This window comes from Azospirillum palustre (assembly GCF_002573965.1).
Lineage (GTDB): Bacteria > Pseudomonadota > Alphaproteobacteria > Azospirillales > Azospirillaceae > Azospirillum > Azospirillum palustre.
In genome coordinates this window covers 1515750-1528248 of sequence record NZ_PDKW01000043.1, presented here as the reverse complement: position 1 = coordinate 1528248, position 12499 = coordinate 1515750, and the positions used below count along the sequence as shown (strand labels likewise).

Annotated in this window: 10 protein-coding genes; 8 read left to right on the top strand and 2 right to left on the bottom strand. The window is 70.2% G+C overall.

The features are described 5' to 3' along the window. The first annotated feature begins 3 nt into the window (after positions 1-3). Together mltG and CRT60_RS29550 are read left to right on the top strand one after the other, a co-directional pair. The gene (mltG, locus tag CRT60_RS29555) at positions 4-1011 is read left to right on the top strand and encodes an endolytic transglycosylase MltG (RefSeq protein ID WP_098740024.1); all 1008 of its coding nucleotides are present in this window, start codon (positions 4-6) and stop codon (positions 1009-1011) included. Between the two features lie 94 nt (positions 1012-1105). After that, positions 1106-1411 carry a DUF2934 domain-containing protein gene (locus CRT60_RS29550; protein WP_098740023.1) on the top strand — a complete coding sequence of 102 codons (306 nt, stop codon included), beginning with the start codon at positions 1106-1108 and terminating at the stop codon, positions 1409-1411. Positions 1412-1450: 39 nt separating this feature from the next. On the opposite strand, the gene CRT60_RS29545 is transcribed toward CRT60_RS29550, so the two are convergent. Further along, positions 1451-1690, bottom strand: a complete 240-nt coding sequence (locus tag CRT60_RS29545) for a hypothetical protein (RefSeq protein ID WP_098740022.1) — start codon at positions 1688-1690, stop codon at positions 1451-1453. Between the two features lie 244 nt (positions 1691-1934). Then, positions 1935-3938, bottom strand: a complete 2004-nt coding sequence (locus tag CRT60_RS29540) for a methyl-accepting chemotaxis protein (protein WP_098740021.1) — start codon at positions 3936-3938, stop codon at positions 1935-1937. A gap of 215 nt (positions 3939-4153) precedes the next feature. On the opposite strand from CRT60_RS29540, the gene CRT60_RS29535 reads away from it, so the two are divergent. From CRT60_RS29535 to CRT60_RS29510, 6 genes are read left to right on the top strand one after another with little or no spacing between them, the layout of a single operon-like run. Continuing rightward, a complete protein-coding gene (locus tag CRT60_RS29535) occupies positions 4154-5377 on the top strand; it encodes a methyl-accepting chemotaxis protein (RefSeq protein WP_098740020.1) in 1224 nt (407 codons plus the stop codon). Continuing rightward, positions 5374-6300: a CheR family methyltransferase gene (locus tag CRT60_RS29530; protein WP_098740019.1), complete on the top strand. Its 927-nt coding sequence runs from the start codon at positions 5374-5376 to the stop codon at positions 6298-6300. Before CRT60_RS29535 ends, CRT60_RS29530 begins: the two co-directional genes overlap by 4 nt. Next, positions 6297-7736, top strand: coding sequence for a chemotaxis protein CheW (locus tag CRT60_RS29525; protein WP_098740018.1), 1440 nt, complete (start codon positions 6297-6299; stop codon positions 7734-7736). The genes CRT60_RS29530 and CRT60_RS29525 overlap by 4 nt, the downstream gene beginning before the upstream one ends. Continuing rightward, positions 7733-8812 carry a chemotaxis-specific protein-glutamate methyltransferase CheB gene (cheB, locus tag CRT60_RS29520; RefSeq protein ID WP_098740017.1) on the top strand — a complete coding sequence of 360 codons (1080 nt, stop codon included), beginning with the start codon at positions 7733-7735 and terminating at the stop codon, positions 8810-8812. The genes CRT60_RS29525 and cheB overlap by 4 nt, the downstream gene beginning before the upstream one ends. A gap of 56 nt (positions 8813-8868) precedes the next feature. Beyond that, complete coding sequence (locus CRT60_RS29515; protein WP_098740016.1) at positions 8869-9291, top strand: response regulator; 423 nt, start codon at positions 8869-8871, stop codon at positions 9289-9291. 52 nt (positions 9292-9343) lie between these two features. Further along, a complete protein-coding gene (locus CRT60_RS29510; RefSeq protein ID WP_098740015.1) occupies positions 9344-12298 on the top strand; it encodes a chemotaxis protein CheA in 2955 nt (984 codons plus the stop codon). Positions 12299-12499 lie beyond the last annotated feature (201 nt).

Below are 12499 nucleotides of genomic sequence, written 5' to 3'. Positions count from 1 at the left end.
GCGATGGGCTGGGGTCTCCGGATTTTTGCGGGGACGCTGGTCCTCGCTGTCGGTGCGGCGGGCGGAATCGGCGTCTGGGGCTACCAGCGCTATTCGGCCCCCGGACCGTTGGAGCAATCCGAAACGGTCATCATCCCGCGCGGCAGCGGGTTGGAGGCCATCGCCATCACGCTGGGCGACTCCGGCGTGATCGGTTCGCCGCTGGTGTTCGCCGCCGCGGCCAAGCTGTCCGGCACCTTCCGTGAACTGAAGGCCGGCGAATACCAGTTCCCCGCGGGAATCAGCATCGAAGGCGTCCTGGAGCAAATGCGCCAGGGCCGCACCGTCGTGCGTCGCTTCACCGTGCCGGAGGGGCTGACCTCCGCCCAGGTGGTCGCACTGCTCGCACGGGAAACCGGACTGACCGGCGATCTATCCAAGCCGCCGAAGGAAGGTTCCCTTCTGCCGGAGACCTACCACTTTGCCTATGGCGACAGCCGCGCTGCCCTGATCGAGCGGATGCAGACGGCGATGACCCAGGCGCTTGGCGAGGCCTGGAAAAACCGCGACCAGAATCTGCCGTTCGAAACGCCGCAGCAGGCCTTGACGCTCGCCTCCATCGTCGAGAAGGAGACCGGCATCGCGGCCGAGCGGCCGCGGGTGGCGGGGGTTTTCGTCAACCGGCTGGAGGCCGGCATGAAGCTGCAGTCCGATCCGACGGTGATCTATGCGCTGACCGATGGCAGCGGCGAGCTGGGGCGGGCCTTGACCCGCAACGACTGGAAGTTCGAGTCACCCTACAACACCTATGTCGCCACCGGCCTCCCGCCGGGTCCGATCGCCAATCCGGGCAAGGCCTCGATCCAGGCGGTGATGAAGCCCGAACGGCACGAGTTCCTGTATTTCGTCGCCGACGGCACCGGCGGCCATGTCTTCGCCAAGTCGCTGGCGGACCATAACCGCAACGTCACCAAATGGCGCGAGGTCCAGCAAGGCCGGCAGCCGGACCATGGCGAAACGTCATCGGATTGACGGCCGATAACGATCCGCTTGGTTGCGCGCATTTTCGGAATTCGGCAGTCTTTGCATCGCAGCAAAATTGACCACCATTCCCCGGGGAGATGTAATGAGCGTGGATGTCGAACAGCGCATCCGTGATCGCGCCTATGCGATCTGGCTGGAAGAGGGCTGTCCCCATGGCCGCGATGCCGACCATTGGGCCCAGGCCGAACGCGCGGTCCTGGCCGAAGCGGTTGTCGTTCCCGATCATGCGCCGCCCGATCATGCGCCGGTTGTCGCCGTGGTGAAGGCTCCGCGCAAGACCACCAACGCCAAGCCGCGCAGTGTGGTAAAGCCCGCCGAAGCGGAAGCCGCGCCGGCCGAGCCCCCAAAGGCGCGCAAGCCGCGGACCCGCAAGGCGGTCACCGCCTGATCTGTCGCGGCCCGACCGGTCGCAGGATGGCATCCGGGGTCAGGCGGCGTTCGAAGCCTGCGGCAGTTGCAGGTTGGAAATGACCATCACCCCGGCGGTCGTGCCGTAAGACTTGCGGGCGGCGCGCAGAGCGTCCAGCGCCTCCGTAAGGCTTTCCTCGGCGAAGCCCGGAGCCAGCCCGGCCAGTTCCCGCTCCGTCAAATCGATGAAGGCGTCCAGCAGGCGCGCGTGGATGCGGCTGGCCAAGCGGACTTCATCGGCGACCTTCTGTGCGGGCATGGGGAACTCCCTTGGTGTCGTGTGGGTCTAATGTTCAGTAGAGCGTCTTCTCGGGATCGAGCGTTCCCGCAAACCGATTAGGCGTGGAATAGGGTTAAAAGAACTTTAAATGCCATGTAATCCCGGCTGGGATTAAGAATTACCACTTCAGAGACTGCGGCTGGTGGCCCTGCGCAGCGGCATGCAGCGCCGAAAACGCTTCCGGGTTTCGCTTCCTGTTCAGAACTTCGGCAACGGCCAAGCTTCAGCCGGCTTGAAAGCGCGACACCTGACGGCGCGTTTCATCGGCAAGGCGGGAGAGATGCACCATCGTCGCGGCGATCTCCTCCGACGCGGCGGCATTCTTGGAAGCGACGGTGCGCACGCTCTCGACCGACCGCTCGATCTCGCGGACGGAGGCCTGCTGTTCCTCCATGGCGACCGCGACCGATTGGAAAGCGCCGTCGATGCGGTCGACCCGTTCGGCCAGACCGTCCATCCGGCGCCGCGCCTGTTCGGTGACGGTCTTGCCCTCTTCGGCCAGTGCTGCGGCGGCCTCGACGATCTCGGCGATCTGGCGGGCACTTTCGACGGCATTGTCGGCAAGCTTGCCGACCTCCTCGGCCACCACCTCGAAGCCCTTGCCCTGCTCGCCGGCGCGGGCGGCCTCGATGGAGGCGTTGACCGACAGGATGTTGGTCTTCACCGCGATCTGGGTGATCGCCTCGGTGATGCGCCCGATGCGCCGGCTGTTGTCGGCGATGGTCTGCGAGACGCGCAGCAGCCGCGCCATGTCCTGCCGCCCACCGTCGGCGAAGTCGGCGGCATCCTTCACCATGTCGGACGCATCGCGTGTGCTGTCGGTGACATGGGCGATGGCGCGGGCCGATTGCCCGACCGCGGTCGCCACCTGATCCAGATCGTCGGTCTGTTCCGATGCGCCGTCCGACACATGGGCGATGGCGGTGCTGGCCTGCCCGGCGGCGACGGCGACCTGGGTCGCCTGCTCGCCGATGGTGCGGAAGGCCGCGCCGGTTTCCTGCAGCAGGGCCACCATCTCGCCATAGGCACCATGGAAGTCCGGAGCCTGGCGCGTCCCGACCGTCTCAAGCGAGTCCACCGGCTTGCCGGACAGCCTGTGCATCTCGCCATGCAGTCCGTGCAGCACCTGGATGACGGTGGCGACGGCACGGCCGATGGAGCCCAGCTCGTCCTGCCGGCCGGTGTTGGGCACCGCCACCGTCAGATCGCCGTCCGACAGGCGCTGGACCGCCGCGGTGGTGGCGGCGATGGGGCCGGTCAGGCTGCGGGCGATCAGGATGGACAGGATCGTGCCGGCGGCCAGCGCGACGAGCGCGCCGCTCCACAACAGCATGACCGCGCGTGACCGTCCGGCCTCGCGCTCGGCCGTCTGGGCCGCCACCAGCTGCGTCACCTGATCGTTGACGATCCTGGCGGCGTCGCGCATGGCGTCCCGCGCGGCGTTGCGCCGGGCGACGATGTCGGCCACCAGCAGGAACTCCGTCTCCACCCCCATGATGGAGGCGGTCAGCTTCTCCGACTCGCGCAGGGCTTCCCCGTCGTTGGCCGCCTTGCGGACATCGCCAACGACCGCCAGCAACCGGTCGATGCTGGCGCTGAGGGAGTTGCGGCCGGAACCGCCATGGTCGATCAGGAACTGCTGCACGTCCAGCAGCGCGCCGCGGGTGTCCTGGATCAGCCGCCCGGCGATGGAAACCAGCAGTGCCGAGGACTCGAGCGCCGTCACCGCCGCACGGTCGCCGGGGTCGGCCTTCACCCGCGCCAGCGCATCGGCATAGCGCACCGACTGCTCGTGCGTCAGCGTCTGGGCGATCACCAGCAGCGCGGAGGTCTGCTTGCGCAGCTTCGCCAGGCTGGCGAAGCGGTCGACCTCCAGCCCGACCACCTCGTCGAAGGACTTGCGGTAGGCCGCCAGCTTCTCCAGCGCCTCGCGCAATGCCTCCGGGGGGACCGCATGATCGGGCAGGGCCAGCAGTGCTTCGGCATCAGTCCTCAACTGGTCGGTCAACTGCCGCACCCGCCGGCTGGCGGACGGGTCGACGTCCAGCAGGTAGCGCGACTCCTCCTGCCGGGCGCTGTACAGCAGCGTGTCCAGGCGGGCGGTCTGGGCAGCGATCTCCACCCGCGAGGCGTAGGTGTTCAGCCCGCTCCAGCCGACGACGGCGACGGCGAGCGTCAGCAGCAGGACGGCGGCGAAGCCCAGGGCGATGCGGGTGGCGATGGACATGCCGGTGGAGGTCCGATCAAGGCCGCCCCGAGGGCGGCGCCGGGTTGAGCGATGGGCGGACGGCGGAAGCCCCGCGTGACCTGCGGCATCCCAGTCCATCTGCCGGATTCACCTTGCTTCGGTTGGGGTGCATCCGGCAAGTCATAAGGGTGGCGTGCGGTCTCCGCGGGATGTCGCGGGTTGCCGCTGGTCGTTCGTGAGGAGCCTTTACTGCGATGTCCCTTCCGGCCAGCTTGCGGATCCTTCCCCGCTTCGGACTCGCCGTTCTTCTCCCCATGGCGGCAGCGCTCGTTCCCCTTCTGCTTCCCCAGGCCGTTCCGGATGCCACGCCGCAGACCGTCTGGCTCGCCACAGGCGGCGCGCTTGCCCTGGCGCTGCTGATCGGCTGTGTCCTGGCGCTCGATCTGTCGGACGCGATGACGCGGCTGGAGGCGGCTGCGGACCGCCTCGCCGCCGGAACGCCGGACCCCGCAACGCCGGACGATGCATCCGCGCTGTCTGTCCGCGGCGACGAGACCGGAGGCATTGCCGCGGCGCTCGCCCGTGTCGCCCGGACCCAGGACAGCCTCCATGCGACCCTCCGCCGCCTGACGCATGAGGGCGGCGACGCACCGGCCGCAACGCCTCTCCCCGGCCGTTACGGCGAGATGGCGGCGCTGGTGGAGGATGCCCGTGCCTCCTTCCGGAACATCGGCCAGCAGGCCGCCCAGGTCGCCGTCGCCGCCGGGCAGGCCAGCACCGCGGTGTCGCAGGTCGCCGACGGCGCCGCCATCCAGACCGAGGATCTCGACCGGGTGGTGAATGCGGTTGGCCGCTCCGTCCGGGCCATCGCCGATGTCACCGACAGCACCCGCGCCGCCTCCGACATGGTGCGTGTCACCGCCGGATTCGCCGACCGCGGCAAGGCGGAGATGGCGCGGCTGGTCCGTGTTTCCCAGACCATCGGCGACAACAGCCGTCGCATCGGCCGCATCACCGAAGCCATCACCCAGATCGCGGTGAAGACCAACATCCTGTCGGTCAACGCCTCCATCGAGGCCGCCCGCGCCGGCGAGCAGGGCAAGGGCTTCGAGGTGGTCGCCGAGGAGGTCGGCAAGCTCGCCGACAACGCCGTCGAGAGCGCCCGCCAGATCGCCGAGATCGTCGAGGCCGCCGCAGCACTGGCGGAGGAGGGGATGACCGCCACGGCGGAGGTGGTGCAGATGATGGATGGCATCGCCGAGCGGGTCGCCCAGATCGACCGCATGGTCCAGTCGGTCGCCGCGGCCATGGCCCACCAGCAGGACCATATCGTCGAGATCGAATCGAACGTCGGCAACATCCGCACCGTCGCCTCCAAGAACGCCGCCGCGTCGGAGGAGATCACCGCGACCATGGTCCATCTGTCCCGGCTGGCCGACGACACCCGGCGGCTGGCCGAACGCTTCCGGGCGTCGTGACCGGCGCCGCCGTTCCTCCTGCGTCCGGATCGGAGGGTCCGCTGCACGATCTGGTGCGGCGGCTGCTGGAGGATGTCCGGCGCAAGGCGGGGATCCGTCACGACCGCCCGCTGGAGCGCAAGCTGGTGCGCATCCTGGCGGCGATGCCGCTGTCGGTGCTGGAGGACTGGGTGGCGCAGATCGAAGGGGCGCCGGCCGACAGCCCGGACTGGCTGAGCCTGATCGAGAATCTGACGATCCATGAAACCTATTTCTTCCGCGACCTGCCGCATCACGCCTATCTGCGCAGCCATCTGCTGCCGCGCCTGATCGCCGAGCGCGCCGCGACGCGGACCCTGCGGCTGTGGAGCGCCGGCTGCGCCACCGGGGAGGAGGCCTACGGTCTCGCCATCGTGACGCTGGAGGCGCTGGCCGACGCCGGGCACGCACGCCGCACCGCCCAGGGGCTGGAAACCGACTGGACCGTCGAGGTTCTCGGCACGGACCTCAGCCGCATCGCCGTGCGGCAGGCCGCCAACGCCTGCTATGGCGGCGAGGGGCTGGGCCCCTTCCGCGAAATGCCGGCGGACTACGGGAACTGGTTCGTGCCGCTGGGGGCGGAGGCGCCGCTGTACCGGCGGGTGCATGGCGATGCCCGCCGCGTGGTGCGCTTCGCCCGCCACAATCTGATGGATGAGTCGCTGCCGGATGGGGTGCCGGCCGGTGGATTCGATCTCGTGTCCTGCCGCAACGTCATGATCTATTTCGATGATAGCAGCCGTGAACGGGCGCTCTCCCTGTTGACCGCGGCGGTGGCGCCGGGTGGCTGGCTGGTGCTCGGCACCACCGACCGGCTGCCGGACGGCTGCGGCCGGGGCCACGGCTTCGAACGCCATCGCGGCGACCGCGCGCTCGCTTACCGGCGGGGAGGGGCGGCGGCATGACGTGTGGCTATCTCACCTTCGACATCGCCGGCACGCCCTTCGCTGTCGCCGCCGATCGGGTGGAGGAAGTGGCGGAGCCGACCGGCATCACCCGGCTTCCCTTTGCCCCGCCGCAGGTGGAGGGGCTGGCGAATGTCGCCGGCCGCATCCTGCCGGTGCTGGACGTCACCGGCTACCCCTCGCTGCGGCTGGCCTGGAGCGGCGGACGGCGCGGCGGGCTGCTGATCGTGCTGCGCGCCGGGGGCGGCGTGCTGGCACTCCGCGCCGGCCGCATCGGCGGCACGCTGACGACGGAGCGGGTGGGGCTGTGCGCGGCGGAGCCGGAGGATTGCGGAACACCGGTGGCCGGCCGGCTGCGCCATGGCGAGCGGTCCCTGCGGCTGCTCGACCCCGACCTGATGCAGCTGGGGCGCGGCGGGGCACTCGCCATTCCGGGGTTGGCTGATGCCGATGCCCTGTCCGGCGGTGCCGCGGAGCCGCCCGACCCGTCGCGCGAGCGTGCCAGCATCCGCCTGCTGATGGTGGAGGTCGCCGGCCGACCCCATGCGCTGGAGATGGCCGATCTGCTGCTGGTCTTCCCCGTCGGCGACCTGCATCCGTTGCCCCATGCGCCGGCGCTGGTGCGCGGCGTGGCGCGGGTGCAGAAGCGGTCGATCCTGGTCACCGATCCGCTCGGTGCCGGTGCAGGTATCGGGGATCGGCCCGGCGGCTATGCCGTCGTCCTGCGGACGCGCCGGGGGCCGGTGGGCGTGCGGGTGGACGGGGTGCGGGGCGTGGTGCGCGTGCCGCTGGACCGCCTGCGCGCGGGAGAATCCGGGGCAGCGGCCCGGATCGTGGACTATGACGGACTCTGGCTCGACGTGAGGAGCGTGGCGCGCATGCTGGGCGATCAACTCGACGACATCGGCCGCTTCGTGCCCGAGGGCGGCGATCCCGACGACGATCTGGCGGAAAGCCGTCTGCCGCGCCGCTTCTATCGCCGCTTCCTCACCCTGGTGGTGGAGGCCCGCATCTATGCGCTGGAGTTCGAAAGGGTCCGCCGCGTGGTGGAGGTATCGGACCGGCTGCGCCTGCCGCAGGGCGCCGAAAGCTTCGACGGGCTGACCGATGTCGACGGCCGCATCCTCCCGGTTCTCGATCTGCGCCGCCTGCTGGCGCGGGCGCCGGTCGGTGCCGCTCCCGCCACGCCCGGCATCGCGGTCCTGGTGGAGATCGACGGCGGGACTGTGGCGGTGATCGCCGACGAGATCCAACGCATCCGCAAGATCGACAGCGAGGATGTCGACCCGCTGTCCGACCGCCTGACCGCCGCGGTGATCCGCCTGGACAATGCCCTGATCCCGGTTCTGCGGCCCGAGGGCCTGACCGCCGCCGCGGCTGCCGGCACCAGGGTGCTGCCCATCGGAGACGCCCGGAGCGAGGCCGCCACGCCATGACCGACCCGCGCATCCGCCTGCTGGTGGTGGACGACAGCAACTTCGTCCGCATCGCGCTGCGCCAGATGCTGGAGCCGGCATCCGACATCGAGATCGTCGGCGAGGCGCGCAACGGTGCGGAGGCTCTGCGCCTGTCGCGCAAGCTCAAGCCGCATGTGGTGGCGATGGACCTGAACATGCCGGTCATGGACGGGATCGAATCGGTTCAGGCCATCGCCGCGGAAAAGGGACCGCCCTGCATCATGGTTTCCAACGAAACGTCGGAGGGGGCGGCCGCCACCATCCGGGCGCTGGAAACCGGGGCGGTGGATTTCGTCTGCAAGAACAGCTCCTTCATCACCTTCGACATGGCGTCCATCGAACGCCAGCTGACCGAGAAGGTGCGCCACTGGGGCCGCTGGCGCATGGCCCTGACGGGGGAGCGGGCCGCCGATTCCGTTGCGACTCCCGCGCCCGACCCCACACCCGAACCGCCTCGGCCCCCGCGTCCGTCCGTCCGCGGACGCCGCCCCGACCTCGTCGTCGTCGGCGTGTCCACCGGCGGGCCGGTGGCGCTGGCGGAGTTGCTGGGCGCGCTCGGACCGCTGCCCTGTCCGCTGGTGGTGGCGCAGCATATGCCGGCCAGCTTCACCGCCGGTTTCGCCGCGTCGCTCGCGCGGTCGCTCGGCCGGCCGGTGGCGGAGGGGGGCGACGGCGAGACGCTCGACGCGGAAGCCGTCACCATCCTGCGCGGCGGCGGCGACTGGACCGTGCGACGCGGCACCTCCGGCTGCTTCACCCTGCATGCCGCCGACCCGGCCGGCGCCATCTACCATCCCTCGGCCGACCGGCTCTTCCGCAGCGCGGCGGAAGCGGCGGAGTCGCCGGTCGCCGTCGTCCTGACCGGCATGGGCGACGACGGCAGCAACGGGGGAGCGGTCTTCGCGGAACGCCGCTTTCCCGTTCTGGTCCAGGATCCGGCGACCTGCGCGGTCGACGGCATGCCAAGGGCGGCAATCCGTGCCGGTATCGCCACGGAGGTGTTGCCGGTTACGTCAATCGCCCGCAAGCTGAACGCTCTATTCACACTCTCCTGACAGTCAGGCAGACCCCGGAAGCCGACAGGCGCTGCAAACATAGGAAGCTTTTACTCATGGCGAAGCCGACGATCCTGCTGGTCGATGACTCGGTGCTGATGCGCACCATCATCGGCGACATCGTGCGCGCTGACGACGAGCTGTCCCTCGTCGGCGCGGCCGAAAACGGCAAGGTGGCTCTGGAGATGGTCAAGAGCCTGAAGCCCGACATCGTCCTGCTCGACATCGAGATGCCGGAAATGTCGGGGCTGGAGGTGATGGAGCATCTGTCGTTGATGTCGCGCGCCAAGGTCATCATCATTTCCTCCGTCGCGCAGGTCGGCTCTCCCGAAGCGAACGAGGCCCGCGCCCTGGGGGCGGTGGAGATCATCGCCAAGCCGTCCGGCACCATGAGCCTCGATCTTGCCCACAAGAAGGGTCACGACATCGTCGCCGCCATCCGCCGCGCCGCCGGCTTGCCCCCGCCCGTGAAACCCTGAGTCTCCGGTTCGGCGCCTCCTTTCCAGAGCGGTGATCGATGAGCGGTGACCCATGACCAGCGAACTGATCGAGACCCTGTGGCGGCAGTTCGGCGTCGAGGCCGGCGAACATTGCGACCTGCTGGAAAAGCTGCTGTCCGCCGCCCCCGGCGATGGGCCGGAGGCGGAGCGGATCGCCGCGCTGTTCCGCTCCTTCCATTCGCTGAAGGGGGCCGCCCGCGCCATGGACCTCTTCGCGATGGAGGCGGTGGCGCACCGGGCGGAAACCATCCTCGGCCGTGTGCGCAGCGGGGCGCTGGCGCTGACGGAGGAGGTCGCCGCCCCGCTGCTGGACGCTCTGGACGCGCTGCGCGGGCTTGCCGAGGCCGGCATGCGCGACCGCCGCGACGGGCAGGCGCCGGCCGACCTGCTGGCGCGGCTCGACGCGCTGGGCGGGGAAAGCCCCGCCGCCAAGCCCGCCGCCGCCCCGCCGCCGCCCTCGCCGGTGCGTCTGCACGAGAACGAGCGGATGCTCGGCCTGTTCGTGGGGCTGCTGCATGACGGGATGGCGACGCTGACCCGCGCGCTCGACCTCGACACCCTGGACGAGGAGGGAGTCCGCAGCGTCGACGACACGGCCGACCGACTGGAGTTGGCCTGCGAGCGGCTGAACCTCCTGCCCTTCGCCGACACGCTGCGCCGGTTCCGCGAGGCGCTGGCCGCCCGTGACGCCGATGCCATCCTGCGCGAGCTTCAGTCCGTCGCCACCGCCAGCGCCCGCATCGGGCGGCTGACCGGTAAGGATGCAGGTGCTGCGATCCTGGCGACCCTGCTGGCCGACCACAACGCCCAGATCCTTGCGCAGGGCGGCGCCCGCGTCGATGCGGTGCTGGCCGATCCGGCGGCGCTGGCCGAAGCGTCCGTCGCCGCCGAACTTGCCGGGCTGCTCGACCGCATGGCGGCGACGCTGGACATCGTCCGGCTGCCGCGCGGCTCCGCCCTGCTGCGGGTGCTGGCCGATGTGATGCGCCGTGCGGCCCCCACTGATCCGGCGGCTATTCATGCCGGCTGGCCGGTCCTGCTGGCCGACGCCCGCACCCTGCTCGCCGATCTGGCGGCGCGGGCTGCGCGCGATCCGGCCGAGGATCTGGACGCCGACGGGGTGGCTGCGCTGGAAGGCCGTCTGCGCGCCTTCGTCGATTCCGTCTCGGCCGAGCGGGAGGCGGGCGAGGCGCGCCGTCCGCTGACCGCCGACGATCTGTCGGCCCTTGGGCTCGATCCCGGCCTGCTGCGCTTCCTGTCGCCCGACAGCACCGCCGACCTGCGCGCCGCCATCGCCGATCCGGAGATGCGGCTCTACGAGGTCACCGCCTTTCTGGAGACCTCGCCGGAGGTCGCGTCCGGCTTCGTCCAGTGGATGGGCAGCAAGGTGCGCGCCATCACCAACTGGCCGGAGTTCATCGACGGCAAGACCTGGCTGCGTGTGCTGATCGCCTCACCGCAGGAGCTTCCGGCCCTGGCGGATGCCCTGGCCGGCATCGACCCCGGCGGCGGCTTCCTGCGCATCCGCGCCTGCGCGCCGTCCGACCCGGCCGGGGATGGCGCGGAGCCGCTCGCTCCTGACATGCCGGCCCCTGCCGACGCGCCGTCCCTGCCTGCGGTGCAGTCCGCCGGTCCCTCGGTGACGACCGCCGCCCCGCCGCCTGCCGCCCCATCCGCCCGCCCGGCGGCGACCGCCACGGGGGGCGTGCTGCGCGTGCCCGGCGAGGTGATCGACCGCTTCATGGCCCGCATCGACGGCATGGTCCTGCTGTCCGGCGACCTCAACGCCACCGCCAACGATTTGCGGCTGGAGTCGGCGCTCGCTGCCTTGACCGAGCGGCTGGGTGCCGGTGACCCCGATCTGCGTGCCCTGCGCGAGGCGGTCGAGCATCACCGCCGCGACCTGCTCGATCTCGACACCCAGCTCAGCCGCTCCGTCGACCGTCTGCGCGAGGCGGCGCTGGACCTGCGTGTCGTTCCCATCGAATCCCTGTTCAACCAGTTTCCCCGCGTCGTGCGCGAACTGGCGCGCGGGCAGGGCAAGTCGGTCCGCTTCGCCACCGAGGGCGGCGAAGTCCGCATCGACAAGAGCATGGTGGAGATGCTCTACGACCCGCTGATGCACATGGTGCGCAACGCCATCGACCACGGCATCGAGCCTGCCTCCGACCGCGAGTCGGCCGGCAAGCCGGCCCAGGCCACGCTGTCGCTCCGCGCCATCCAGCGCAACAGCCGCGTCGTGGTCGAGATCGTCGACGACGGCCGCGGCATCGCGACGGAGGCGGTGCGCGCCAAGGCGGTGCGCCAGGGCCTGATCGGCGAGGAGGACAGCCTGCATTTGTCACCCGATGCGGTGCGGGAGTTCATCTTCGCCCCCGGTTTCTCCACCGCCGACACGGTGACCGAAACGTCGGGCCGCGGCGTCGGCATGGATGTGGTGCGCAACGCCATCACCCGGCTGGGCGGCAGCATCGCCATCCGCACGCGGGAAGGGGCGGGTACCGCCTTCGCCATCGACCTGCCGCTGTCGGCGGCGATCCTGCGCACCCTGCTGGTCCAGGTCGACGATCAGGTGCTGGCGATCCCCGACCGTTTCGTCGAGGAGGTCTGCGGCTTCACCGCCGACGATTTCCACCGCGTCTCCGGCTGCTGGACCGTCATGCGCCGCAAGCGGGTGCTGCCGGTGGTCCGCCTCGCCGACGCGCTGGGATTTCCCGCCGAGGGGGAGTGGCCGCCGTCCGGTCCCGGTCAGCGCCTCGTCGTCGTGCTGCGCCAGGGCGGACGCCGCATCGGGTTGGAGATCGACAAGCTTCTGCGCCGCGGCGACCTGTTCGTCCGTGAAAGCCATCCCGGACTTGCCGATGTGCCCGGCGTCGGCGGCGTCTCCCTGCTGAACGACGGCCGCATCGTCATCATCCTGGACGGCGACGAACTCTATCGCCTCGCCGCGCTGGCCCAGCGGCGGGAGGCCGACGCGCCGGCCTGATGCACCCGTTCGGCTTGGCCAGTTCATGAAGGGAAATTCATGGTTGAGTCAGGTTGGGGACAGGGCGGACGGGCTAATGTCCTTCTTGTGACGCGGTCGGGCCAGCCCCCCTGAAACACCGGCCCGTCACAGTTGAGCGTCTTCTTATCTGGTGTCTCTTCCCGATGGTTCCCTGCCATCGGACCTGACCGTCCGGTTCTC